Annotated in this window: 18 protein-coding genes; 6 read left to right on the top strand and 12 right to left on the bottom strand. The window is 72.8% G+C overall.

The window, feature by feature from the left end:
• Positions 1–24 precede the first annotated feature (24 nt).
• Positions 25–963 (bottom strand): polyphosphate kinase 2, encoded by a 939-nt coding sequence (gene ppk2 / locus AXK60_RS10800; protein ID WP_139057923.1) that lies wholly within the window; start codon positions 961–963, stop codon positions 25–27.
• A gap of 89 nt (positions 964–1,052) precedes the next feature.
• Here ppk2 and AXK60_RS10805 point away from each other — a divergent pair, with 89 nt between their 5' ends.
• Positions 1,053–1,703 carry a TetR/AcrR family transcriptional regulator gene (locus AXK60_RS10805; protein ID WP_068571141.1) on the top strand — a complete coding sequence of 217 codons (651 nt, stop codon included), beginning with the start codon at positions 1,053–1,055 and terminating at the stop codon, positions 1,701–1,703.
• 65 nt (positions 1,704–1,768) lie between these two features.
• On the opposite strand, the gene AXK60_RS10810 is transcribed toward AXK60_RS10805, so the two are convergent.
• The 9 genes from AXK60_RS10810 to AXK60_RS10850 form a co-directional block, all read right to left on the bottom strand.
• Positions 1,769–3,535 carry an ABC transporter ATP-binding protein gene (locus AXK60_RS10810; protein WP_068571142.1) on the bottom strand — a complete coding sequence of 589 codons (1,767 nt, stop codon included), beginning with the start codon at positions 3,533–3,535 and terminating at the stop codon, positions 1,769–1,771.
• Complete coding sequence (locus tag AXK60_RS10815; protein ID WP_068571143.1) at positions 3,532–5,256, bottom strand: ABC transporter transmembrane domain-containing protein; 1,725 nt, start codon at positions 5,254–5,256, stop codon at positions 3,532–3,534. Before AXK60_RS10815 ends, AXK60_RS10810 begins: the two co-directional genes overlap by 4 nt.
• Before the next feature lie 4 nt (positions 5,257–5,260).
• Complete coding sequence (locus tag AXK60_RS10820; protein WP_068745063.1) at positions 5,261–6,331, bottom strand: isochorismate synthase; 1,071 nt, start codon at positions 6,329–6,331, stop codon at positions 5,261–5,263.
• The gene (locus AXK60_RS10825; protein ID WP_068571144.1) at positions 6,328–6,951 is read right to left on the bottom strand and encodes an isochorismatase family protein; all 624 of its coding nucleotides are present in this window, start codon (positions 6,949–6,951) and stop codon (positions 6,328–6,330) included. The genes AXK60_RS10820 and AXK60_RS10825 overlap by 4 nt, the downstream gene beginning before the upstream one ends.
• Positions 6,948–8,603 (bottom strand): (2,3-dihydroxybenzoyl)adenylate synthase, encoded by a 1,656-nt coding sequence (locus AXK60_RS10830; protein ID WP_068571145.1) that lies wholly within the window; start codon positions 8,601–8,603, stop codon positions 6,948–6,950. The genes AXK60_RS10825 and AXK60_RS10830 overlap by 4 nt, the downstream gene beginning before the upstream one ends.
• A complete protein-coding gene (locus tag AXK60_RS10835; RefSeq protein WP_068571146.1) occupies positions 8,600–9,349 on the bottom strand; it encodes an SDR family oxidoreductase in 750 nt (249 codons plus the stop codon). Before AXK60_RS10835 ends, AXK60_RS10830 begins: the two co-directional genes overlap by 4 nt.
• The gene (locus tag AXK60_RS10840; RefSeq protein ID WP_068571147.1) at positions 9,349–10,215 is read right to left on the bottom strand and encodes a siderophore-interacting protein; all 867 of its coding nucleotides are present in this window, start codon (positions 10,213–10,215) and stop codon (positions 9,349–9,351) included. Before AXK60_RS10840 ends, AXK60_RS10835 begins: the two co-directional genes overlap by 1 nt.
• 68 nt (positions 10,216–10,283) lie before the next feature.
• Complete coding sequence (locus AXK60_RS10845) at positions 10,284–11,222, bottom strand: methionyl-tRNA formyltransferase (protein ID WP_068571491.1); 939 nt, start codon at positions 11,220–11,222, stop codon at positions 10,284–10,286.
• On the bottom strand, positions 11,222–12,517 hold the full coding sequence (locus AXK60_RS10850; RefSeq protein ID WP_068571148.1) for a lysine N(6)-hydroxylase/L-ornithine N(5)-oxygenase family protein: 1,296 nt from the start codon (positions 12,515–12,517) through the stop codon (positions 11,222–11,224). The genes AXK60_RS10845 and AXK60_RS10850 overlap by 1 nt, the downstream gene beginning before the upstream one ends.
• Positions 12,518–12,637: 120 nt before the next feature.
• On the opposite strand from AXK60_RS10850, the gene AXK60_RS10855 reads away from it, so the two are divergent.
• Complete coding sequence (locus AXK60_RS10855; RefSeq protein WP_068571149.1) at positions 12,638–13,666, top strand: iron-siderophore ABC transporter substrate-binding protein; 1,029 nt, start codon at positions 12,638–12,640, stop codon at positions 13,664–13,666.
• 5 nt (positions 13,667–13,671) lie between these two features.
• Here the strand turns inward: AXK60_RS10855 and AXK60_RS10860 are convergent, their stop codons facing one another.
• Positions 13,672–14,568, bottom strand: coding sequence for a siderophore-interacting protein (locus tag AXK60_RS10860; protein ID WP_068571150.1), 897 nt, complete (start codon positions 14,566–14,568; stop codon positions 13,672–13,674).
• 18 nt (positions 14,569–14,586) lie between these two features.
• Positions 14,587–15,567 carry an ABC transporter substrate-binding protein gene (locus AXK60_RS10865; RefSeq protein ID WP_068571151.1) on the bottom strand — a complete coding sequence of 327 codons (981 nt, stop codon included), beginning with the start codon at positions 15,565–15,567 and terminating at the stop codon, positions 14,587–14,589.
• A 99-nt stretch (positions 15,568–15,666) separates the two neighbouring features.
• On the opposite strand from AXK60_RS10865, the gene AXK60_RS10870 reads away from it, so the two are divergent.
• The 4 genes from AXK60_RS10870 to AXK60_RS10885 are packed head-to-tail and all read left to right on the top strand — an operon-like array spanning position 15,667 to position 26,133.
• A complete protein-coding gene (locus AXK60_RS10870) occupies positions 15,667–15,903 on the top strand; it encodes a phosphopantetheine-binding protein (RefSeq protein ID WP_068571152.1) in 237 nt (78 codons plus the stop codon).
• Entirely contained in the window at positions 15,900–16,106 is a 207-nt protein-coding gene (locus AXK60_RS10875) for an MbtH family protein (protein ID WP_068571153.1), read from the top strand. Before AXK60_RS10870 ends, AXK60_RS10875 begins: the two co-directional genes overlap by 4 nt.
• Positions 16,103–24,853, top strand: a complete 8,751-nt coding sequence (locus tag AXK60_RS10880; protein ID WP_068571154.1) for a non-ribosomal peptide synthetase — start codon at positions 16,103–16,105, stop codon at positions 24,851–24,853. Before AXK60_RS10875 ends, AXK60_RS10880 begins: the two co-directional genes overlap by 4 nt.
• On the top strand, positions 24,850–26,133 hold the full coding sequence (locus AXK60_RS10885; protein ID WP_068571155.1) for a hypothetical protein: 1,284 nt from the start codon (positions 24,850–24,852) through the stop codon (positions 26,131–26,133). Before AXK60_RS10880 ends, AXK60_RS10885 begins: the two co-directional genes overlap by 4 nt.
• The last annotated feature ends 7 nt before the right edge of the window (positions 26,134–26,140 follow it).

The raw sequence follows: 26,140 nt of genomic DNA on the forward strand, positions 1-26,140 counted from the left end.
CGAACCGGCCCGCGCGGCGCACCGTCAGTCCCCGATCAGGTCCCGGCCGCGCCCGACGATGAGAGGATCCGGTCCCGACGCGAGGACCTCCATGTCCTTGTTGTCGTAGTCGAACTTGTCGAGGATGTAGCGCATGGCGTTGAGGCGGGCGCGCTTCTTGTCGTTGCTCTTGACCACGGTCCAGGGCGCGTAATCGGTGTCCGTCGCCGCGAACACCTCCTCCTTCGCCGCGGTGTAGCCGTCCCACTTGTCCAGCGACGCGAGGTCCATCGGCGAGAGCTTCCACTGCCGCACGGGGTCGATCTGCCGGATCGCGAAGCGGGTGCGCTGCTCGAGCTGGGTCACGGAAAACCAGAACTTGGTCACGTCGATGCCGTCTTCGACCAGCATCTTCTCGAACAGCGGCACCTGGTGGGTCCAACGCTCGTGCTGCTCGTCGGAGCAGAAGCCCATGACCCGCTCGACGCCGCCGCGGTTGTACCAGGAGCGGTCGAACAGGACGATCTCACCCTTGGTCGGGAAGTGGTCGATGTAGCGCTGGAAGTACCACTCGCCGGCCTCACGCTCGGTGGGCTTGACCAGCGCCACCACGCGCGCGCCACGCGGGTTGAGGTGCTCCATGAACCGCTTGATGGTGCCGCCCTTGCCGGCGGCGTCGCGGCCCTCGAACACGATGACCAGGCGCTGGCCGGTGTCCTTGACCCAGCGCTGCAGCTTGAGCAGCTCGATCTGCAGCAGCCGCTTGTCCCGCTCGTACTCCGAACGCGCCATCCGCTCGGAGTACGGGTAGCCCTCGCGCCACGTGTCCACGACGTGCCGCTCCGGGGTGAGCAGCACCGGATCGTCGTCATCGTCGTCGTTCACGGAGAAGCCCTCGGTCGCCCGGAGGTCGACGATCTTCTGCAGTGCCTCGCGGCCGCTGACCGCGCTCAAATCGATGCCCACGGGCAGGTCGAGATCCATCACGGCCGGAAGCGTACGGGCAGGTCCGGACCGGCGGGTGAACGTCGCATGAACGCGGGGTGCATCCGACCCGCGTAAACTCCTCGGCGATGCCTACCACCGCCAACCGCGCACGCCGGCGCGCCGAACACCTCGGTCCCGAGCGTCGCCGCCCCCAGGTCCTGGACGCCGCGCTGGAGATCGCCGCGCGCGACGGTCTCGGTGCCGTGACGATCGGCACCGTCGCCGACCGCCTGCAGGTCACGCGCCCCGTGATCTACTCGTGTTTCCCGGACCGCGTCGCGCTCATCACCGAGCTGCTCGACCGCGAGACCGAGACGATGATGGCCTTCGTCCTCGCATCGCTGCACAGCGCCCACGGGGAGGATCCCGAGCAGGCCTTCATCATCGGCATGCGCGGCCTGCTCGACGCGGTGAACGAACGCGCCGACACCTGGCAGTTGTTGTTCTCCGGCGTCACCGACCCGGAGGTCGTGCACCGCGTCGTGGCCGCCCGCGCCACCCTGGCGCGGCAGGCGGAGGAGTGGATCCGGCCCGCGCTCACCCGGTGGTGGGACATGCAGGGCCTCGATGAGAAGCTGCCGATGCTGATGGAGCTCTTCGTCTCGGTCTGCGAGGCGGCAGTGCGGTCGATGCTCGCCGACCGCCCCGACGACGCCCCCGCCTCCTGGCGCGGCGATTCCGAGCGGATCGGCACGTTCTACGGTTCGGCCGTCTACCGCGCCTTCCACGACGCCTGACGGTCCGCCCGCCGGTACTGCCGGCGGCCCGTCCCGGTCCGCCCGCCCGACGGTCCGCCGTCACCTCACCGATGCCGGGACCAGGCGGCCCAGAGCCGGGCGTACCGTCCGCCCGCGGCGCGCAGGCTCTCGTGCGTGCCCTCCTCGACGATGGCGCCGTGCTCCATCACCAGGATCCGGTCGGCGCGCGCCGCCTGGCTCAGGCGGTGCGCCACCACCATCGCCGTGCGCCCGGCGAGCGCGGCCTGCGCGGCGTCCTCGAGGACGTCGGCGTCGGCGCTGTCCGCGTCGGCGGTGGCCTCGTCGAGGATCACCACCGGCGGATCCAGGAGCACCAGCCGGGCGAGCGCCAGCTGCTGCTCACGCTTCGGGGTCAGGGCGTGCCCGCCGGCCCCGACGACGGTGTCGAGTCCGTCGTCGAGCATCTCCACCCACTCGCGGGCGCGAACGCGGTCCAGTGCGGCGCGCAGATCGTCGTCGGTGGCATCGGGCGCGGCCATTCGCAGGTCCTCCGCGAGGGTCCCGGCGAAGACGTGCACGTCCTGCGTGAGCAGCACGGGCGCGGCGTCCTCGGGGAGCGTCGCGAGGTCGGTGCCGCCGATCCGGACCGCGCCGGCGTCGGGCACGTGCACCCCCGCGATGAGCGCGGCGAGCGTCGACTTGCCCGCACCGGAGGTGCCGACCACGGCCACCGTCTCCCCCGACTCGAGGGCGACGCTCACCCCGTCGAGCACGCGGCGCGCGCCGCCGTACCCGAAGGCGACGCCGTCGACCTCCACGCGGGGCGGCCCGTCCGTCCGGTTCACCACGCCCGACGGTGCGCTCTCCCCGTCCGCCAGCCGGATGACGCCGACGATGCGGGCGAGCGAGGCGCCCGCGGACTGGATGTCGTCCATCACCATGAGCAGGGCACCGATGGGTCCGAACAGCCGCAGGAAGAGCAGCATCGCGGTGGTCACGGCGCCGACGGTCGCGAGCTCGCGATCGACGAGCGCGTAGCCGAGCAGCAGGATGGTGGCCATGCCGACGAACTCGGCGAGGTTGACCCGGCCGAACAACCGGTTCTGCACGATCCGCGCCCGCATCGTCCAGCGCACGACGCCCCACGACGCGGTGCTCACCCGCAGGCTCGAGCGCTCCATGAGGTCGAAGGCGTGCACCGTGGGCAGGCCGCGGATCGAGCCGAGCATGTGGTGTGCACGCACTGCCATCGCCGCCCGTTCTGAGCGGTAGACCGGGGGCGCGGTGCGCACGTACATGCGGGCGCCCAGCGCGTACACGGGCAGCACCACGAGCACCACGAGCAGGAACCGCCAGTCGAGCGCGGCGAAGCCGCCGATGGTGACGACGACGGAGAAGCCCGACCGGGCGAGTGCGGGCACGCCCCGCGAGATCGCCTGGCTGACAACGCTGACATCGTCGGTGGCGCGGGAGACGAGGTCGCCGGAACCGGCCTCCTCGACGCGCGCCTGCGGGAGCCGGAACGCGGCGCCCACCATGGACTCGCGCAGCCGCGCGAGGGCGGTCTCGAAGAGCTGGGCCGTGAGCGCGATCCCGATGCCGGTGAACGCAGCCGACGCGATGGCCGCGACCACCATGAGGCCGCCGATGCGCAGTACCTCGAGGTATCCGCCGTCGTCGATGGCGATGTCGACCATCGCGCCGAATCCCCAGGGCACGGCGAGGCCGAGGGCGGCGCCCACGAGCAGGACCGCGAACACGACGAGCAGCGGCCCGCGTTTCCCGGTGAGCAGCCCGCGGGCGTAGCGGAAGGTCTCGCGTCCGCCCGCGACGGGCAGGGCGCCCTCGGCGGTGTCGGTGGCGATGGTCATGCGCGTACCTCCGGTGCGGCCGTGACGATCTCGTCGTCGCGGCTCAGCGTGAGCACGGTGTCGGCCGCGGCGATGAGCGTCGGAGACTGCGTGAACACCACCGTCGCGAGGCCCGCGCGCGCCGCGCCGAGTCGCTCGGCGATGGTGGCCTCGGTGACGGAGTCCACGGCGCTCGTCGGGTCGACGAGTACGAGGGTCCGGGTGTCGGTCGCCAACGCGCGGGCCAGCGCGACGCGCTGCCGCTGGCCGCCGGACAGTAGCCGGCCGGCCTCGCCGACGGGCGTCTCGAGCCCGTTCGGGAGCACCTCGAGGACGTCGTCACAGGCGGCGGCGAGCAGCGCGGCGGCCACCCGGTCGGGCGCCGCGTCGGCGCCCACGTTGTCGGCGACGGTGCCCTCGAACAGGGTGGTGGCGTGCGGCGCGACACGCACGGCCCGCAGCGCGGCCGGCTCGTCGAGCGTGTACAGGTCCGTGGTCCCGACGGTGACCGACCGGCCGGGGTCCGGGGCGCCCGTCCGGGCGAGCAGCGTGGTCGCGGCGGTCGCGGTCCCGGGGTCGCACACGACGGCGGTGACGCCGACGGACGGGAGCTCCAGGTCGACGGTGCCGCCACCCACCGGCAGTCCCGTGATCCGCACGGGCACGGCACCGTCGGGATCGGCGACCGTGCCGGCGTCCCGGGCGTACCGCGCCTGCAGCACCATGAGCACGCGCTTCGCCGAAGCGTTGCCGGCGACCCAGAACTTGCCGAAGTTGGTGCCCATCGCCTGCAGCGGCGACATCACCACCTGGGTCAGGCCGACGACGGTGATGAGCTGCCCCACGCTGAGGTCACCGTGCACGGCCTGCACCCCGGCCAGCACACCCACGACTACGACGAAGACCGCGGCGACGGCCTCCATCGAGCCGACATAGGCGCCCTCCGAGCGGCGGGCGCGGATGACGGCGGCCAGGGCGCGGGCGCTCGCCGCGCGGTAACGCCGGTCGGCCTCCCTCTCGGCGTGCATGCCCTTGACCACCCGGAGCCCGGCGACGAGATCGGCCGCGGAGCCCGCGGCCTCGCCCGCCGCCCGCTGCTCGGCCTCGCTCCGGGCGCGCAGTGCGGCGCCCGCCTTGTCGAGGCACCAGAGCATCGCGGGGGCGCCGAGCAGCACGAGCAGGCCGAGCTGCCAGGAGATCGACAGCAGCACGACGCCGCAGAAGACCACCGCCGCCAGCTCGCCGACCGGATAGAGGCCGAGCGCGACCGACATCGCCAGCCGCTGCACGTCCGAGGTGGCGATCGACAGCAGCACGCCCGGCGGGTGGCCGCCACCCAGGCCGCGCGGGTCGAGGATCCGGTCGGTGACCTGCGTCCGCAGCCGATGCTGCACCGTGTTCATCCCGAGGAAGCCGATCCGTGAGCCGAACCGGAAACTGAAGGACAGGAAGGCGAACAACACGCCCAGCAGCAGCACCCAGCGCACCGTCGATCCCCAGTCGCCGGTCTTGATCGCGCGGTCGATGGCGAGCCCCATCACGACGGGGACGAGCGCCTCGCCCACCTGGTGCCCGATGATGAGCAGCCCCGCGGGGAGCGTGCGCGACGGGTTGCCGAACATGGTGCGCAGCACCAGTGTGCGGGGCGTGGTGTCGTCGTCGACGCCGATCGGCCGGTGGTCCGGCTGCTGCTCGGGCGCCTCGAAGAACACCGGCAGGCGGCTGCCGGTCCAATCGGTCATCGGGTCAGCTCCGGGCGGTCTCGGTGACGAGGAAGGGTCCGAGCACGGTGCGCAGCTTGTTGTGCGTCTCGGTGAGCTCGGCCCGCGGGTCGGACGCGCCGACGATGCCGCCGCCCGCGTAGGCCCGCAGCGCTGTCCCGGCGACCTCGGCGCAGCGGATGCTCACGCGCCAGTGCCCGTCGCCGCTCGCGTCGGTCCACCCGACGGCGCCGGCGTAGAAGCCCCGCTCGCCCTCGATGTCGGCGATGGCGCGGGCGGCGCTCGCGCGGGGGAAACCGCACACCGCCGGGGTCGGATGCAGGGCCAGCGCCAGGTCGAGGGCGGTGGTCGACGGGTCGCGCAGCGTCCCGGCGATCCTGGTTCCGAGGTGCCACACGGGCCCGGCCCGGGTCACCGACGGTGCGCCGGGCACGTCCAGCTCGGCGCACAGAGGCGCGAGCGCGGCCGCGATCTCGTCGACGACGTAGGCGTGCTCCTCGCGGTCCTTCTCGGAATCCAACAGGCCCTCGGGCGTCGACGCGGTGCCCGCGAAGGGGTGGCAGTAGACGGTGTCGCCCATCCGCGCGACGAGCACCTCGGGGCTCGAGCCGACCAGCGCGCGCCCGCGGAACGCGTCGCCGGCAGCCGCGAGGTCGACGGCGAAGGCATTGCCCTCGAGATCGCGGTCCGCCAGCGCTGCGGCCACGGCGAACGGATCGAGCGGCTCGGCGGCCTCGAAATCGACCGCGCGCGCGAGGACGACCTTGCGCAGGTCCCCGGGGCCGGTGATGAGCCGGACGGCCCGCTCGACCCGCGCCACGTGCTCGGCGGGCTCGGGGTGCTGGGCGGTCAGCGTCAGGGTCGGCAGTTCCGCGGCGGGGCGCGCGGGCAGGGCGCCGAATCGGACGGGCACCGTCAGCGCGGCGGGATCGTGCAGGTCGAAGGGCAGGGCGCCGACGACGACGGGAGCGCTCCCGTCGCGCAGGGCCGCGGCCGCCGCGTGCGGGTCCGGGAACACCGCGCGGACGCCGCTCCCCGCGTGGGACCGCCCCGCAGCGGTCAGCAGGAAGTGCGGCTGCTCGCCTTCCTGAGTCATCGCAGTGCCTCCAATACCCGATCCGTGCTCTCCACTCTGCCGCATCGAGTGGACACGTAGGTGAGTGCGCGCTCGTGATCCTCCACCGAGAAGTCCGCGACGGCGTCGCGCACCACGTAGGGCTGGACATCCCGCATGAACGCGTCGAGGGCGGTGGTCATGATCCCGATGTGGGCGTAGATCCCGGCGATCACCAGCTGGTCGCGGCCCCACGCGCGCATCCGCTCGGCGAGGTCGGACTTGGCGAACGCGCTGTAACGCCACTTGGTGAGCAGTACGTCGTCGGCCGCCGGGGTGAGCTCGGCGATGATGTCCTGGTTCGCGGTGGCCAGCCCGGGCCCCCAGAAATCGGTGAGCAGCGCCCGCTCCTCAGGGTCCTGGTCCCCCGGCTGCGCGGTGTAGACGACCGGCATTCCTGCGGCGCGCGCCGCGGCGCGCAGGGCCACGATGTTCGGCACGACGGTGCGCAGCGGCTCGGCGTCGCGCCGGAACGGGCCGACGAAGTGCTCCTGCATGTCGTGGATGAGCAGCACGGCCCGGCCGGGTTCGACGGCCCAGTCGACGGTGTCGGCGCACTCGATGCCGGGCAGTTCGTAGACGATGCTCTTGGGCAGGCTCATTGCTTGTCCTCCTGGTCCGCCCTGGAGAGCTGCTCCGCCAGGGTGCGCCGCAGCTCGCGGCGACTGATCTTGCCGACGCCCGTGGTCGGGAACTCGTCGGCGAACACGATGCGATCGGGCACCTTGTACTCGGCCACGCCCCGGGCGCGGACGAACTTCTTCAGTTCGGGAACGGTCGGCCGCGCGCCCGCGGTCAGGACGACGGCGCAGGACCGCTCGCCGAGGAAGTCGTCGGCCACGGCCACGACCGCCGCGTCGATCACGGCGGGGTGCGCGATGAGGTGGTTCTCGACCTCCTCGGCGGCGATCTTCTCGCCGCCGCGGTTGATCTGGTCCTTCGCGCGGCCCTCCACCACGAGGTGCCCGCTCGGCAGCCGCCGGACGATGTCCCCGGTGCGGTAGAAGCCCTCGGCGTCGAAGGACTCGGCGTCGACGCCGCCCAGGTAGCCACGGATCGTGTACGGGCCGCGCGTCCAGAGGAGGCCGGGCTCGCCGTCGGCGACGGGGAGGCCGTCCTCGTCGAGCACGCGCACCTCGTCGTCGGGCGAGATCGCCCTCCCCTGGGTGCCGAGCACGAGATCCTCGGGATCGTCCGCACGCGTGTAGTTCACGAGCCCCTCGGCCATGCCGAAGACCTGCTGCAGCCGGCAGCCCAGCTCGGGCTCGACGCGGCGCGCGGCCTCGGGGGTGAACTTGGCGCCGCCCACCTGCAGGACCTCGAGGCTGGACAGGTCCGCGGTCGCGGTGGGCCGGGCCTGCAGCCAGAGCATCGCGAGCGGCGGCACGAGCGAGGTCATGGTCACCTTCTCGGCCTCGATCAGCGGGAAGGCCCGCGACGGTGCCGGGTCGGTCCCCAACACGACGGTGCCGCCGGCCCACAGCACTCCGAGGATGCCGGGGCTGCTCATCGGGAAGTTGTGCGCCACGGGCAGGACCACCAGGAACCGGGTACCGGGTCCGAGTCGGCAGATCGTGGCGGACTCGCGGACCGAGTACAGGTAGTCGGCGTGGGTGCGCGGGATCAGCTTCGGCACGCCGGTAGTACCGCCCGAGAGCTGCAGGAAGGCCAGGGATTCCGGTTCGACGGTGACCGGCGTCCCGCTCGCTACGCTCCCGGCGACGGTGACCGGCGTCCCGTCCGCGTTCCCGGCGCCGAAGGGCTCGTCGTCCACCACGAACGCCCGCACGCCGGTCTCCGCAGCGACCTCTGCGGCGAGGCCGCGGTGATCGAACCGGTTGATCGACGCGGCGGTGACGAGCGCCTTCGCCCCGGCCGTCAGTACGAAGTGGGTGAGCTCGCTGCGACGGTGCGCGGGGAGCGCGAACACGGGGACCGCACCGATCCGGAACAGCCCGAACAGGACCGAGACGTACTCGACGGTGTTCGGCAGCTGCAGCACGACGCGGTCGCCCGCTCCGATGCCGCGGGCGACCAGCCCCGCCGCGATGGCCGCGGCGGCGGCGTCCAGCTCGCGATAGGTCAGGCGGACCCGATCACCCGTGCGGTCCTCGCCCACGAGGGCCTCGGCGTCGCCGAACCGCTCCGCGGCCTCCGGAAGGAAGCCGGCGAAGGTGTCGCCGTTCCAGTACCCCGCCGCGCGGTAGCGCTCCGCGAACTCGGGCGGGAAGTACCGGGTCTCGGTGCTGGTCATGCGGTGGCTCCTCCGTCGACGGTGAGTACCTGCGCGGTCACGTGCCGCGCGTCGGGCGAGAGCAGGTACTCGATCGCCCCGGCGATGTCGTCCGCATCGGCGATGCGGCCCAGCGGGATTCCGGGCCGGTGCCGCGACAGGTCGCCGGCGATGGCCGCCTCGGCGGCCGCGGCGCCGCCGAACGCCGTCTGCATCGGCGTCGCGGTCGAGCCGGGAGCGACCACGTTGACCCGCACGCCGCTGCCCGCCACCTCGAGCGCCAGGGCCAGTGTGAGGTTGTGCGCGGCGGCCTTCGACGCGCCGTACACGCCCAGGCCCACGCGGGGGCCGTTGCCGGCGTTGGACCCGACGACGACGGCGGAACCCGTTCCGCGTTCGGCCATCCGGGAGACGACAGCGGTGAGGACGTTCGCGGTGCCGGTCAGGTTCACGCCGAGTGCGGCCGCGATGTCGGCGGCGGACGCATGGAGCACGGGCCCGGTCACGAGGACTCCGGCGCAGTGCGCGAGCGCGTCGACCGGCCCGCCTGCGCGCTCGGCGGCGTCGAGGGCCGCGAGCACGGCGGCGCGGTCGGTCACGTCGACCACGTGGGAGGACGCCGTGCCGCCCGCGGCGGACACGGCGCGCGCGGTGGCGACCAGGCCGTCGGCGTCACGGTCGGCGAGGGCGACGGGTCCGCGCCGCGCGAGCCGCAGGGCGGTCGCGGCACCGATTCCCGACGCCGCGCCGGTCACGAATGCGTGCATCAGTGGTCGTCCTCGTCGAAGTCGGCGACGCCGAGCTTCCAGTAGCCCGTGATGTCCTGGTCGTGCTTGGGCAGTTTCCACGCCTCGGCGACCCAGCGGCGCAGGGGCTTGAGCACCCCGGCCTCGCCGGCCAGCCAGCAGTACCACCGCTCACCGTCGGGTACCTCCTGCGGGAGCTCGGCGACGGCACGCTCCAGCACGTCGGAGGTGCCGGGCGCGGCCTCGCCGCGGTGCAGCCAGCGGACCTGGAAGCCCGGCGGCGGGTCGAGCGGGATCTCCTCGGAGGCGTCGATCACCTCGATGAGCGCCCAGCCGGCGGCGTCGCGCGGCAACTCCTCGAGCCAGCGGTCCATCGCCGGCAGCGCGGTGATGTCGCCGGCCATGAGGTACCGGTCGTAGCGCGGGGGCACGATCACGCCGCCGGGCGGGCCGGCCACGTGGATCCGCGCGCCCGGGGCGACCGCCTCGGCCCAGTCCGAGCCGAGGCCACCCGGGTGCAGGGCGATGTCGATGTCGAGCTCGCCCGCGGCGGCGTCGTAGCGGCGCACGGTGTACTCGCGGGTGATCGGCCGCGGGTCGCGAGGCCAGTGCAGCATGAGCCCGTCCTTGCGCGGCAGGTTGAGTTCGCCGCTCTCCTCGGGGTAGAGGAACTTGATGTGATCGTCGGCGGCGTGGGTCTGGAAGCCCTCGAGCTCGGGGCCTCCGAGGGTCACCCGGATCAGGCCTGCGCCCACCCGTCGGGTGCCGCGGATCTCCAACTCGCGCATGCCGATCGGGTAGGGCACGCGCTCGGCGCCCTCCGTCGCACCGCCGAGCACCTCGGCGATCCGCTCGTGATGTCGAGCGCGGTGATCGGTTCGTGCCATGTCGATGGTCCTGTTCGTCGGGCTGGGCTGGGCTGGGCTGGGCTGGGCTGGTGGTCGCGACGGGCGGGTCAGGTGCCGAGGTAGGCGCCGGAGTCACCGAGGATCTTGGCGGCGGGGTGTTCGGCGCCGTCTGCGGTGCGGACACGCTCGACGACGAGGGCGGGGTTGCCGCCGCGCCAGGCCTCGGGGCCGGCGACGACGGCGATGCCCTCGCCGTCGGGGACGCATACCCGCCCGGGCGTGCCGCCGTACCGCTTGGTGGAGACGGACGCGGCGGTGATCGCCAGTCGCTCACCACGGAAGACGGTGTGCGCGTTCGGGTACGGGTCGGACTGCGCGCGGATCAGGCGTTCGATCGCGTCGGCCGGCCAGGACCAGTCGATCGCGCTGTCGGAGTCGGAGCGCTTGTGGAAGTACGTCGCCGCGGCGGGGTCCTGCGGGATCGGCTGTGCGGTCCCGGCTTCCAGCTCGCCGAGGGACCGGGCGACCAGCGGGCCGATCAGGTCGACGGTGCGGTGGAACAGGTCGACGGTGCGGTCGGCGGGCCCGACGGCGATCGACTCCTGCGCGATGATCGGACCGGTGTCGAGCCCGTCGTCCATGAGGTGCGCGGTGACCCCGACATGGGTCTCGCCGTTGATCAGCGCCCAGATCAGCGGCGAGAAGCCGGCGTAGCGGGGCAACAACGAGTCGTGGATGTTGAGCGTGCCCAGGCGCGGCATGTCGTAGATCGACTTCGGCAGCCAGGTGCGCCAGTTGTTGGCGACGATGATGTCCGGATCGGCCGCTGTGACGGCCTCGAACAGGGCGTCGTCGGGCTTCTTCGCGAGGTGCACCGGCACGCCGCGGTCGGTGGCCAACTGCTCCACCGAGTCGTTCCACATCATCTCGTACGGGTTGTTCGACACGGGATGGGTCACCGCGAGGGTGACCTCGTGGCCCGCGTCGAGGACGGCGGACAGCGTGCGGTGGCCCCAGGTCTGGAAGCCGAAGGTGACGACGCGCATCATGCTCCCTTCGCGACGGTGGTGAGGGCGGTGTCGGCGACGAGTCCGTCGAGGATCTCGCCGGAGCGGACGGCGACGTTCGACAGCAAGGTCGACCCGAGGCCGTGGGTGGATTCGGTGGCACCCTGCACGTACAGGCCGGCGACGGGCTCGCCGTCGATGGTGAGGCGGTAGTCGCGGCCGACGCCCAGGCGCTCGGGCGCCACGTCCCATCCGGCGAGCACGTCGGAGACGCCGATCGAACGGAAACCGGTGGCGCACACGACGGCCGTGTAGTCGGCGGTGTCGGTGACGCCCGCGAGGCGGTCGTGCAGGTCCACGCGGACCCCGGTGTCCGACGGTGCCGCGGAGACCACGGCGGTCGCCGGGCGCATGACCAGGCGGCGGCGCCCCGTGACCTTCTCCTGGTACTCGACGGCGAAGAGCTCGTTGATCAGCTCCAGGTCGACGCAGCCGTAGTTGGTGGTGGCGTGCCGGGTCATCAGCTCGGCGCGCACCTCCGCCGGCGCGTCGTAGAAGTCGTCCACGGCCTGCGGGTCGAACACCCGGTTGGCGTACGGGCTGTCGTCTGCGGGCTGGAAGCCGTAGGAGTTGAACGCGCACTCCACCACGGCCTCCGGGTAGCCGCGGTGCAGGTACTGCGCGACCTCCGCCGCACTCTGACCGCCGCCCAGCACCAGGAAGCGGTGCGGCGCCGTGGGGTCGAGCGCGGCGGCATCGAGGTGCTCGAGCAGTCGGTGGTTGTGGAACAGCCGGGGTCCGGTCTCGGCCCACTCGGGAACACGCTCGCGCAGCCCCGTCGCCACGACGACGGAGCGGGCGCGCAGTTCCCCCGCACCGTCCGGGCCGGTGTACCGGACGAGCCACCGCGCACCGTCGACGGCGATGCCGTCGAGCCGCTCGACGGAGGTGACCGTGGTGCCGTACTCGATGCGCGCGGCGACGGTCTCGGCCACCCAGGAGAGGTAATCGGTGAACTCGACCCTGGTCGGGAAGAAGGTCTGGTGATTGATGAAGTCCACGAGCCGCCCTCGCGCCTCGAGGTAGCTCAGGAAGGTGAACGGGCTGCGTGGATTGCGCAGGGTCACCAAGTCCTTGAGGAACGCGATCTGCATGGTCGCACCGTCGAGCAGCATGCCGGGGTGCCACGCGAAGGACGGTTTGCGTTCGAGCACGGTCATCGAGATCGGGGGCAGGCCGGTGCGATTGCGCTCATCGACGGCGGCGGCCAGGCCCAGGTTGGACGGGCCCGCCCCGATCCCGATCACGTCGACGATCGCGTGCTGCTGTGCCATGTGTCTCCCTCGTGCTGACCAACTTAGATAGGATAGGCATACCTGAAATTCGGTACGGTTCGCCAGTCGATCCACTCGCTGTGTCCAGTGCCACAGCCCCGACGAACCAGGAGAGAAACCGTGTTCTTCCGACCCCGACTCGCGCGATCGGCGCTGGTCATCACCACTGCCGCAGCACTTCTCGCGGGCACCGCGGCGTGCGGCTCCACCCCCGCCGGCGAGGACCACGCGCAGCACGACGCAGGCTTCCCCGTCAGCATCACCAGCTCGCTCGGCACGGCCGAGATCACGCAGCGGCCGCAGCGCGTCGTGACCCTCGGCTGGGGCAGCACCGAGGCTGCGCTCGCGCTCGGCGTCACTCCGGTGGGCATGCGCGACATGAAGTCCGACTCGGGCACCGTCGACGGGATCCTGCCCTGGGTCAAGGACCGGCTGGGCGACGCGAAACCGGTTCTGCTGCAGGAGACCAGCAAGGCGATCCCGATCGAGGAGATCGCCGCGCTCAAGCCGGATGTGATCCTGTCGGTGCAGTCCGGGCTCACCGCGGACCAGTACGCGCAGCTGAGCCGGATCGCCCCCACCGTGGCGCAGCCGGGCCGCGCCTGGCAGACCTCGTGGCAGGATCAGACCACGATCGTGGGCAAGGCGCTCGGTCGCGACGCCGAGGCGAAGCAGCTCGTCACCGACACGGATCGACGCATCGGCGAGGCGAAGACGGCGCACCCGGAGTTCGCGGGGAAGACGGTCGCGGCGGCCAGCGCCACCACCACGGACAGCCTGAACCTGTACTTCGACACCGATCCGCGCGTGCAGCTGCTGCAGGGCCTCGGCTTCACCCCGCTGCCGGGCCTGGCGAAGCTCCGCGAGGAGTCGCCGGCCGGCAAGTTCGCGGTGCCGGTCAGCTGGGAGAAGGTCTCGCAGTACAACGCGGACGTCCTCACCGCCTGGTACCTCTCGCCCGAGACCCAGCGGACGGTCGAGGCCAACCCGGTGTTCGCGAGCCTGACCGCGGTGCAGCGCAAGTCCTATGTGCCACTGACCGATCCGCCACTGGTGTTCGCCGTGAGCTCGCCGAACGCATTGAACATGCCGTGGCTGCTCGAGCGCTACACACCGCTGCTCAAGGCCGCCGTCGACTCCGTTCGCTGACACGGCTACAACCCGGCGGCCTCAAGGGCCTGTTCGTAGAGATCCGTCGCCTCGTCGCGGGAGAGTCCCGCAGCGAGGGCGTCGGCGAACACGCCGCGGAGCCGGTCCTCGCCCACGGCTTCGAACCGTTTCGTCCACTCCTCGGCGTCGAACCGCCAGTAGCCGACGACATCGGCACGGTCCCGCACCCACCCCAGCCCGCGCACGTGCTTCTTGGCGGCGCGGGTGTCCGCCGCCTCTCCCGCGAGCCAGAGGTAGGCGTCGGTCGGCAGGTCGACGGTGCGCAGCAGCGCCGGCAGGCGGCTGGGCGCGGCGCCGTTGCCGGTCCCGATCGCCTCGATGATCTCGGTCCCCGGGCGGCGCGGCAGGTAGTCGATCTCGCTGCGGTCCAACACCTCCGCGATCACGGTCACCTCGATGCCCGCCGGGGTGTCCTCCAGGATCCGGGCGAGCGCGGGCAGTGCCGCCAGGTCGCCCGCGAGCACGTGCCGGACAGCGTCCCCGGGCGGCTCGTACCAGGAGCGCGGCCCGGCGGCGAGGAGCCGCCAGCCTGGCTGCGCCGCCCGGAACCAGTCGATGGCCGGGCCGTGGCCGTGTTCGGCCACGTCCACGACCATCCGCCTGGTGCCGGGGTCGTAGCTGCGCACGGTGTAGTTGCGGTGGCCGAGACTACGGGCCTCGTCGCCGATCTCCCAGCCGCCCAGCGCCTTCGGATCGTCCGACGGTACGGCCCGCAGCTCGGCACCGTCCGGCGAGAAGTAGAACGCGATGGACTCGTCCCCGGGGGCGATGGGGGTGTAGCCCCCGCCCGATCCCTCGCCGACCTCGAACTCGAGGCGCAGCAGGTTCCGGGCGACCTGCGAGACGCCGGTCACGGTGAGGACGAAATCGTTCCACTTCACGCTTGCACTCCGTTCTTCCTACTTCTTGCGGAAGGTCTTCTCCACCACGTCCAGCGTGTCCATCGCCCGGTCGAAGTCGGGACGCTGCACCCAGTACGGCAGGTCGTAGGCGTGGTTCGTGGTGAATGCGGGCAGCGCGGCGTACACCGGCTCGCTGCGCAGCTTGGCCACGTCGAAGGTGTCGCGGTTGAAGCCGATGATGAACACCGTCGGCTGGGTGATCACCGAGGGCAGCAGCTCACTGCTGAGTTCGAACGAGTCGCCGCCGGCCTGATAGGGCTTGTACTTCCCGCTCGCGAACAGCGGGTCGGTCGTGAAGCCCAGGCGGGCGAACTCAGCGGGCAGGCCGCGGTTCTCGATGAGCACGAAGGGCCGCTTGTCGGCGGTCATCGACAGGAACGAGACCGGGTTCGGCGGCACCGTGATGTTGCCCTTGACCTGCTCGATGCGGGCGTCGTAGCGCTTCGCGGCGTCCGTGTAGACGTCCGGCTTGCCGAAGGAGTCCGCGATCCACTTGAACTGCTGCTGCCAGGTGTCGAGCTTGTTGTCCACGAGCACCGTGGGCGCGATCTTGCTCAGCTTGTCGTAGCTGTCGCTGGCCTGCTTGAACGGGAAGGCCAGACCGCCCGCGAGGATCAGGTCCGGCTTCTGGGCGGTGATCGCCTCGATGTCGAAGCCCGTCGAGGGCCAGGGCAGGAACTTCGTTCCGGCCTTGTCGAAGTCCGCCTTCCATGCGTCGCGGGGAACGCTGGTCTTGTCGGTCGCCTCCGGCGTCATCGCAACGATCGGCAGACCGAGGTCGAAGGCGTAGCCCGCCAAGGAGTAGTTCAGCAGCACCACGCGCTTGGGCGCGACGGGCACGGTGACCTCGCCCTTGACGGTGCTGATCGTGCGGGTCGCGGTGTCCGCCGGCGCGTCCTTCGCGCCGGAGTCGCCACAGCCGGCGACCAACGCGACCGCACAGGCAAGGGCGGCGATGATACGGAACTGTCTCTTCACGGGGGACCTTTCTTCGAGGATGTCCGTAGGTCAGGGTAGACTAACCTAGTTTTGGATAGGCATGCACTACCCTTCGCCGACCTTCAGGAGTACTCACTCATGACCGCCCCCACCCTCACCGCCGCGCAGGTCCGCACCGACGTCGCCGAGCTGCTGCAGAGCGACCCGTCGTCGATCGCGCTCGACGACAACCTGTTCGACCTGGGCCTGGATTCGGTACGAGTGATGACGCTCATCGAGCGCTGGCGCACCGCCGGCGCCGCGGTCGAGTTCCCCGATCTCGCCGAGCAGCCGGAGCTGGGCCACTGGCAGGCGCTGCTGGGACTGTCCGAATGAACCCGTTCGACGAGGCCGACGGCGCATTCCTCGTGCTCGTCAACCACGAGGACCAGCGCTCGCTGTGGCCCGCGTTCGCCGAGGTGCCCGACGGCTGGCGGCCGGTGTTCGGGCCGGCCGGCCGCGCCGAATGCCTCGCCCACGTCGAGACCACGTGGACCGACCTGCGCCCGCTCTCACTCCAGGAGGCTCTGCGCCCGTGACCCGTGCCGATCTCGATGCTCCCCACGATGCGGGCCCGACGGAACCCGACCGGACCCCGGATCGTCGCGGACCCGCCGCGGCGACCGATTCCCCCGAGGCGCTGCTCCCGCTCACCGCGGCACAGCTGGGGATCTGGAACGCCCAACGCCTGGAGCCGGACTCGCCCTTCTACGTGGTGGGCGATGTGATCGAGATCGGCGGGGGCCCCGCGATCGACGGTGCCGCGCTGCGCCGGGCGATCGCCGACACCGTCGACGAGGCGGACAGCCTCCGGGTGCGGATCCGCGAGACCGCCGACGGTCCGCGGCAGTGGATCTCGACGGAGCCGACTCCCCTGCCCGAGGTCCTGGACCTGCGCGGGGAGAGCGATCCGCACGCCGCGGCGGAGGCCGCCGTCACCGCCGAGCGCGCGCGGATCGCGGCGCGGTGCCGCGCGATGACCGACCGGCCGCTGTTCGCGCACCGCGTGCTCGTCCTCGCCGAGGACGAGGTCTGGTACACCCAGCTCGGCCATCACCTGGTCTTCGACGGCTACTCCGCGGCCATGCTCTCGCGCCGCGTGGCCGCGCGGTACACCGCCGCCGTCGACGGGACCCCCCTGCGGCCCAGCCCCTTCGGCAGTTTCGCCGAGCTGATCGCCGACGACGCGCAGTACCGCGCGGGTGAGCAGCACGACGCCGACCGGGCCTACTGGCGGGACCGGCTCACCCCGCTCCCGGACATCCCGCCGCGCGGCGAGGTCGACGGTGCCGCGGCCGGCACCCTCAGCGCGCGCGGCATCGTCGACGCCGCAACCCGCGAGCGCCTCGCCGAGGTGGCCGGCGAGTCCGGGACCACCTGGGGCGAGGCGATGATCGCCTGCTACGCGGCGTTCCTGCAGCGCAGCACCGGCGTCTCCGACGTGGTCTTCGCCCTGCCCCTCATGTGCCGCACGGGCTCCGTCGCGCTGCGCACCCCGGCGATGGCGGTCAACGTGCTGCCCCTGCGGGTGCGCGTGGACGCCGGCGACACGCTGCCGGAGTTGAGCGCACGCGTCGCGGAGGCCATGCGCGAGATGCGCACTCACCAGCGCTACCGTGGCGAGGACCTCCCCCGCGACCTCGGAGCACCCGGGGCCGGCGCGATCCTGCACGGCCGCGGCATCAACCTCAAGGCCTTCGACCTCACGCTCACGTTCGGCGGGGCGTCGGGTGTCATGCGCAATGTCGCCGGCGGACCGCCGGAGGACTACGGGCTCAGCGTCATTCCGGCCGGCGACGATCTTCTGCTCGGCTTCGAGGTGGATTCCCGGGCGGCCGACCAGGACCGGGTCGACCGCCGTATGGCCGCGATGCTGGCCTTGATCGAGGGACTCACCGCGGACGATCGCCCGGCAGTGGGACAGGTCCCGCTCCGCGGCGCCGCGGAATCCGCGGCCCTGCTACACGCCTGGCACACACCCGACGACGCGCCGCTGCCGTCGGCGATCGACGCACTCGCGGCGCTCGACCCGGCGGCCCCGGCCCTCGTCGCGGGCACGGAACGTCTCACGGCCGGCGACCTCACCGCCCGTGTGCACCGCCTCGCGCGGCTCCTGCGTGCCCGTGGGGTCGGCGCCGACGACGTGGTCGCGATCGCGCTTCCCCGTTCCGCCGACCTGATCGTCGCGCTGCTCGCGGTCCTCGACGCCGGTGCCGCCTACGTGTGCCTCGACCTCGCCCACCCCGACGCGCGACTGCGCGACCTGGTGGCCGACGCCCGCCCCGCGCTCGTCCTCACGGATTCCGCGCACGCGGGCGAGCCCTGGCGCGGCGACGTCCCGGTCCTGGACCTCGACGGCGCCGCCGCGGAACTGTCCACCCTTTCGGCGGATCCGCTGGTACCCCGCGAACTCTCGGCGCCCCGCCACCCCGACCACCTGGCGTACGTCATCTACACCTCCGGTTCGACGGGCCGCCCCAAGGGCGTACTCGGCCGCGTCGGAGGGCTCGCGAGTCTGCTGCGGCACCACCGTCGCACGCTGCAGCCCCACGCCGCCCGGCAGGAACCGCAGGGACGGTTGCGGACCGCGCACACAGAGTCCCCTCTCCCCGCCCAGGGCGTCGCCCGGCAGGAACGGTTGCGGACCGCGCACACAGAGTCCCTTCTCCCCGCCCAGGGCGTCGCCCGGCAGGAACGGTTGCGGACCGCGCACACCTACTCCTTCTCCTTCGACGCCTCCCTCGACCAGCTGCTGTGGCTGCTCGACGGGCACGAGCTGCACCTCTACGACACCGGGATCAGCCGCGACGCCGAGGCGCTCGCGGCCGCGTACGCCGCCGACCGCATCGACGTCGTGGACACCACCCCGTCGATGGTCCAGCCGCTGCTCGACGCCGGGCTGCTGACCTCCGCGCACCCTCCGGCGCTGCTGCTCCTGGGCGGCGAGGCGACGCCGCCCGCGCTGTGGCGCACCGTCGCGGCCAGCGGGGTCCCGGCGCTGAACCTGTACGGCCCCACCGAGGCCGCCGTCGACGCGACCGCCGCGCCGATCACCGGCACAGCGCCGACCATCGGGCGAGCCGTCGCCGGCACCACCGCGATGGTGCTCGACGGCGCCCTCGAACCGGTACCCGAGGGCGAGACCGGCGAGCTGTACCTCGCGGGCCCGCACCTGGCTCGCGGCTATCTCGGCATGCCGGGCACGACGGCCGAGCGATTCGTCGCGAATCCCCACGGCGAACCCGGGTCCCGCATGTACCGGACCGGTGATCGGGTGCGCTGGAGCGCTGCCCAGGGCCTCGAGTTCCTCGGCCGCAGCGACGACCAGGTCAAGATCCGGGGATACCGGATCGAACTCGGCGAGGCGGAGACCGCCCTGGCCGACGTCCCGGGCGTGACCGCGGCCGCGGTCATCGTGCGGTCCGACGGCGGTCGCCCCCGCCTCGTCGGCTACGTGACGGGCGCCGTCGACGCGGACGCGGTGCGCGCCGACCTCGCGGACAGGCTGCCGGAACACCTCGTGCCCAGCGCGGTCGTCGTGCTCGACGAGTTGCCCGTCACCATCAACGGCAAGCTCGACCGCGCCGCGCTGCCCGCGCCGCAGGTGCGCTCCGAGGGCCGCGCACCGCGCACCGACGCGGAGCGCACCATGGTCGCGGTCGTCGCGGCCGCCCTCGGCCTCGAATCGGTGTCGATCGACGACGACCTGTTCTCGATCGGCGGCGACAGCATCTCGGCGATCACCGTGTGCAGCGCGCTCCGCGCCGAGGGACTGGAGATCCGTCCGCGGGAGTTCCTGTCGGGCAGGACCTTCGCCGCGCTCGCGGCCGCGGCGCAGCGCACCTCGGACGCCGTGGTCGCGCCGCCCGACGAGCCCCTCGGCGAGGTCCCGCCGCCGCCGATCGTGCGCTCGCTCCTCGCGGCGGCTCCAGACCTGGACGTCATCGCGGGCTACGCGCAGTGGACCGCGCTGCGCGTCCCCGCCGGCCTGTCCGAGACCGCCCTGGCCGCGGCGTTCGACGAGACCTTGCGCGTCCACGACGCCCTGCGGCTCCAGATCGGAGACGACGGCGTGCTCGTCGTGCCGCCCGTCCCCGCCTCGGGCTCGGGAGAGCCCCCGGTGCTCACCGTCTCCGACGGTGCCGCCGACCCCCGGTCCGTCGCGGAGCGCCTCGGCGCACGGCTCGACCCGCGGGTCGGCCGGATGCTGGTCGCCGAGCTCATCCGCACCGGCGGCGACGAGGATCGGCTCGTGATCGTTGCGCATCACCTCGTGGTGGACGGCGTCTCGTGGCGGATCCTGGTGCCCGATCTGGAGGCCGCCTACGCGGGGGCGACGATCGCGCCCGCGGCCACGAGCTGGCGCAGCCACGCGCTGGCTCTCGCCGGTACCCCACCGCGCCCCGCCGAGACCGCGCTGTGGGAGGCCGCGGATGCCGCGGTGTTCCGGCTCGGCGACCGCCCCCTCGATCCGCACCTCGACACGGTCGCCACCGCACGGATCTCGCACACCGGGACCGCGGCCGCCACGACGGCGCTGCTCGACGACCTGGCCGCAGCGTTCCGCGCGGGTGTCGACGACGTCCTCCTCGCGGCGCTCGCGCTCACCGTCGCCGCGTGGTCGCGCGGGGCGCGCGGCGCGGTCCCCACCGCCGCGACGGTGACGGTCGAGGGCCACGGACGCGAACCGCTCACGCCCGGTGCGGATCTGGCGCGCACTGTCGGCTGGTTCACCACCGAGTTCCCGCTGCGGCTCCCGCTCGATGCGGTCGCCGACGGCTCCGCGGGCGGCGATCCGTCTGCCGGCGATCTCGCCGATGCGCTGCGTGGCGGCTCCGCGGCGGGGCGGCTGCTGCGGGCGGTGAAGGAGTGCAAACGCGCGATCCCCGACGGCGGCATCGGTCACGGCCTGCTCCCCAGCACCGGAGCCGTGCCGGACGCCACCGCGGGCGGCGCGCAGAACTCCGCTCCCGACCTCGTGCTGAACTACCTTGGCCGCTTCGCGGACGCCCCCCACGCCGGGTGGCGACTCCCCGAGGAGGAACCGTTCGGTCTGCTCGACCCGTCCGCGAAGGCGCTCGAACAGGTACTGGCGATCAACTGCTTCCGCGTGGGCGACGGCCTGCGCACGGAGTGGACGGCGGCATCGCGTGCGGTGTCCGAGGGCACCGTCGAGCGGCTGCAGGAGCTCTGGGCCCGGTCCCTCGACGGGCTCGCGGCGTACGCGCGATCCCTCGGCGGACGCCGGGGCGCGCTGACGCCGTCCGATGTTCCGCTGGTACGGATCCCGCAGGCGGAGCTCGACGTGTTGCAGGCCGACCGTGCGATCGCCGATGTCCTGCCGGCGACGCCGCTGCAGGTGGGGCTGGCGTACCAGACGATGCTCGCCGCCGACGGCGACGCCGACGCCTACGTGGTGCAGGCCGCGACGCATCTGTCGGGCACCGTCGACCCCGATCGGATGCGGCGGGCCGCCGAGGAACTGTTGCGGCGCACGCCCGCGCTGCGGGCGTACCTCGCCCAGATCGAGGGCCGGGACGCCGACGATCAGGTGGTCCAGGTGGTCCCCACGGAGACGGCGCCGGAGTTCCGGTTCATCGACCTGCGTTCCGCGCCCGAGCGTTTCGAGTCCGAGGCGCTCGTCGAACGGACCCGGCCCTTCGATCCGGCCGAGCCGCCGCTGATCCGGTTCCTCCTGTGCCGCACCGGCGGCGAGGAATACCGCCTGGCGATCACCAATCACCACAGCCTGCTCGACGGCTGGTCCATGCCGATCGTGGGCCGCACGCTGCTCGCGCTCTACGCGGAACTGGGCGGCGGCCCCGTCGCCCCGGCCGCGGAGCCGCTGGGCGAGTACTTCCGATGGCTCGCGGGCCGCGACGCCGAGGAGGCGCGGACCGCGTGGCGCTCCGAGCTCGAGGGCCTGGACGCGGGGACGCACCTGGTCCCCGCCCGGCCGGCGGGCCCGGCGCAGGCCGCGGAGCGCGTGTACACCGACCTCGGTGCCGACCTCACGCGGCGCGTCGAGGCCCTGGCCCGCGCGCAGGGCGCGACGCTGACCTCGGTGCTGCACACGGCATGGGGCGTGCTGCTCGGGCGGCTCACCGGCCGCCGGGACGTGACCTTCGGCTGTCCGGTGTCCGGCCGCCCGCCGGAGGTCGACGGCGTCGGCCGCATGGTCGGGCAGCTCGGCAACACCATCGTGGTGCGCGTGGGCTTCACCCCGGCGACCCCGGCCGCGACCGTCATCGCGGACGTGCACGCCCGCTCGCTCGCCGTCGCCGACCACCACCACGTGGGTCTCACCGAGATCACGCGGCTGGCCGGCGTGGGCGAGCTGTTCGACACGATGGTGGTCACCGAGAACTTCCCGATGTCGGACCGGCACACCGAATCGATCACGGCGGAACTGGATCTCACGGGCGTCGACATCGCCGATGCCACCCACTACCCGCTCACGCTGATCGTGCTGCCGGGCGAGACGATCCGCATCGGCTTCGGCTACCGGCCGGAGCTGCTCGACGAATCCGTGGTGCGCGGCTACGCGCGGTGGCTGACTCGGCTGCTCGAGTCCCTGGTCGCGGCACCGGATCTCCCGGTGGGCCGCCTGCGGCACCTGCCCGGCGACGAGGAGCGGCGGGTCCTGGACCTGGGTCGCGTGCCCTCCTCCCACCGCCGCGGGCCGATCCTCGACGAGCTCGCCGCCCGCACCGCGGAGACGCCCGACGCCGAGGCGCTGGTGTGCCGCGACCGGTCCCTGACCTTCGCGGAGCTCCGCGGCGCGGTGAACACCGCTGCGCGGGAGCTGATCCGGCGGGGCGTGGCGCCGCAGGACACCGTCGCCGTGTTCGCCGAGCGGGACGTCGAGATGACGATCGCACTCCTGGCGATCCTCACCGCGGGCGCCGTGTACCTGCCGCTCGATCCCGCGCATCCGGCGGGTCGCCTGCAGTACATGCTCGACGACGCCGCGCCCGCCCTGGTGGTGACGACCGGTTCCGTGGAGATCCCCGCGGAGCTCGCGGCGGAGCGCCCCGTCTGGCACCTGGCGTACGAGGCGGGCACCGTCGACCCCGGGGATCCGGCGGCGGCGCGCTCCCGCCTGACCCCGGACGCGCTCGCGTACGTGATCTACACGTCGGGCACGACGGGGCGACCGAAGGGCGTCGCGGTCCCGCTGCGCGGTCTGCCGGACCTGATCTCGTTGCAGGAGGAGGTCGTCGGGATGCGGCGCGGCGAACGCTACCTGCAGTTCGCGTCGACGGGCTTCGACGTCGCGGTGTGGCAGATGCTCGGGCCGCTGCTCTCCGGCGGCACGTCGGTCATCGCGCCGGACGAGGTGCGGCTGCCGGGCGACGAGCTGTTGGACTACATCGCCGAGCACCGCGTGACCGGCGTCAACCTCCTGCCGTCGTTCCTGGCGGCGATGCCCGACGACCGCGCCGTGCCCGACGACGTGTTCTTCGTGGTCGGCGCCGAGCGGCTCGACCCGGCGCTCGCGCGGCGATGGGGCGAGGGCCGCACGGCCCTGTTCAACGCGTACGGGCCGACGGAGGTCACCGTCAACGCGGTGACCTGGCGCTACGACCCGTCCGATCCCGGCCCCCTGCCGATCGGCCGCCCGGATCCGGATGTGGACGCGTACGTCCTCGACGACGCCCTGCTCCCCGTGGGCGTCGGCGTCGTCGGCGAGCTGTACCTCGCCGGCACCTCCGTGGCCCGCGGCTACCTGGGCCGGCCCGACCTGACGGCGTCGGCGTTCACGGCGAACCCGTTCGGTCCGAGCGGGTCCCGCATGTACCGCACCGGCGACCGGGTGTGCTGGCGCGAGGACGGGAACCTGGTGTTCCTCGGCCGCGTCGACCACCAGGTGAAGATCCGCGGTCTACGGGTGGAGCTGGGCGAGATCGAGACCGTTCTCGCGCAGCAGGACTCGGTCCGCGCCGCCGCGGTCCTGGTTCGCGATGACGACGCCACCGGGAAACAGCGATTGGTCGCGTACCTGGTGCCGTCCGACGGTGCCGTCCCCGACCCGGATGCGATCCGTGCGGCCGCGGCGCAGCGGCTACCGGACCACATGGTGCCCACCGCGTACGTCGTGCTCGACCGGTTCCCCCTGGGCGCCACCGGCAAACTCGATCGCGACGCGCTGCCCGCGCCCGCGGCCGCCTCGGGAGGCGCGGACCGGACACCGTCGACGGACGCGGAACGGGCCCTGCTGCCGATCTTCCGGGACCTCCTGGGCGACGACACCGGTATGGACGACGATTTCACCGACCGCGGCGGCGACTCACTGCTGTCGCTGCAGGTGGTCTCGCGGGCGCGGCGCCGCGGCTGGACGCTGAGCCCGCGGGACGTGCTCGAGGGCCGATCGGTGGCGGGCATCGCCCGCCGCGCCGTGCCCGCAGCGCGCGAGACCGGTATCGAGGTCAGCGATTTCGAGGATCTCCTGGCCGTGCTGCACCTCGCCGACGGCGAGGCGCCGGGCGTCTTCTTCGGGCGGCACCCGGCGAAGGTCGGCGTGCACACCTTCGGTGGGCAGATCCTGGCGCAGGCGATCGTCGCCGCGGGGCGCACGGTCGACGGGCTCCCCCTGCACGCGGCGCATACGCACTTCGTGGAACTGGGTTCCGTGACAGCGGATCTGGTCTATCGCGTGGTGGCGCTGCGCGACACCCCGTCGGCGGCGAACCGGCAGGTCACCGTGGAACAGGACGGCCGGGTCGTCGCGGTGATGACGCTCGCGTACCAGGCGGACGCCCCGGATCCGCTGACGCACGCCGACCCCGCGCCGCGGGTCGCGCCACCCGAGTCGCTGCCGCGGATCCAGGAGTCCTTCGCCGGACGCGAACGCGAACTGCACGCCCTCGTGGATGCCTCGCACCCGATCGACATGCGGTTCGCATCGGATCCCGTGTGGGTGCGCCGGGAGACGGAGACCCGCGAGGGCGGCAACCGGGTGTGGATGCGGGCCGACGGCGCGCTCCCCGACGATCAGGTGGTGCACGACGCCGCGCTGGCGTGGGCATCGGACATCACGGTGCAGGACCCGATCGTGATGCGGCACGGCCTGTCCTGGGGCTACGACCGCGTGGCGGCGGCGACGCTGAACCAGTCGCTGTGGTTCCACCGGCCGGTACGGTTCGACGCCTTCCACCTGTTCGCCACGGACTCGCCGGTGGCGCGCCGCGGGCGCGGACTCTCGACCGGACACTTCTACACCCGGTCCGGGGAACTGGTGGCGACCGTGACCCAGGAAGCCGCCGTCCGGAGGACGCACGCATGACCCGGGCCGAGCGGCCCTCCCCCGCCATCGTGGTCGCGCGGACCGTCGCGCTCGCGGTGGCGGGCCTGGTCCTCCTGCTCTTCACGGCCGCCGTGCTCCTGTCTCAGATCTTCGCCGCGATCTCCGCGGCGTCGGCGTTCTCGCCCGTGTGGCGGACCGTCGGGGCTCTGGGCGCGAGGGTGACGGGCACCGCCCCCGCCCCGGTCGACGTGGCGACGGGCAGCGACCTCGCCTGGGCCTGGCAGTTCCACGCGGGAGCGCTCGTGATCGGCATCGCCGTGGGACTGGTGTGGGGCGTACTCGCCGTCCGCGGCGACGACCGGGGCCGGGCCGGCATCGAGCGCGCCGGCCGCGTACTGCGGGCGGCCGCGATCGGCGTCCTCGCCGTCGCGATGCTGCTCTACGGCCTCGCCAAGGTGATCCCCGCGCAGATGGGGTACATGAACCTGCCCGCGTACCAGTTGCAGGCCGTCGGCGACACGGAGCCCTTCTCCCTGCTCTGGGGATACATGGCGGCGTCCACGCCCTACACCGTGATCACGGGGGCGATCGAACTCACCGCGGGACTGCTGCTGATCGTCCCCCGCACCCGGCTCGTCGGGGCGATGCTCTCGATCGCCGCGCTGACGCAGATCGTGCTGCTCAATGTCTTCTACGACGTGCCGGTCAAGCTGCTCGCCGCCGAGCTGCTGGTGATCGCCGTGGTCCTGGTGTTCCCGCATCGCCGGGAACTGCTGCGCGCCGTCCTTCCCACCGCCGCATCGCCCGCGCGGCGGACGGGCACCGTCGTGGCAGGCGTGCTGGCCGCCGTCCTCATCGCCGCGACCGTCTCCGGAAACCTGGCGCGGGTCGACACCATGAACACGCCGCGCGATCCGCGGGACGGGGTCTGGCGGGCGGTCTCACTCACCGTCGACGGTGCGCCCGCCCTCGCCACGGGCGAGGCCGGCCCCGTCTGGACGTCGATCGCGATCACGCTGCGCGGGACCGCGGACCGTCCGGCGAGCGGATCCGCACAGGACAGCCTCGTCACGCAGGCCCCCGACGGGGCCGTGACGGCCTGGGGCCTGCGGGTGCGGGGCGATCGGTTCACCGTGCGCCGGGGTGCGTCCGCGGCGCCGGTGGACCTGCTGGTCACGACGGTGCCGGGCGGACTCCGGATGGTCGGCACCGTCGACGGGCGGAGCCTCGACGCGCGGTACGAGCGGCGCGCACTCGAGCGTCGGGACGACATCCGACTGGTGCAGGCGCCCTTCGATCGCACCCGCCCGCGCCTGTAGTGGCACA

Source organism: Tsukamurella pseudospumae (assembly GCF_001575195.1).
In the GTDB taxonomy this organism is placed as follows: Bacteria; Actinomycetota; Actinomycetes; order Mycobacteriales; family Mycobacteriaceae; genus Tsukamurella; species Tsukamurella pseudospumae.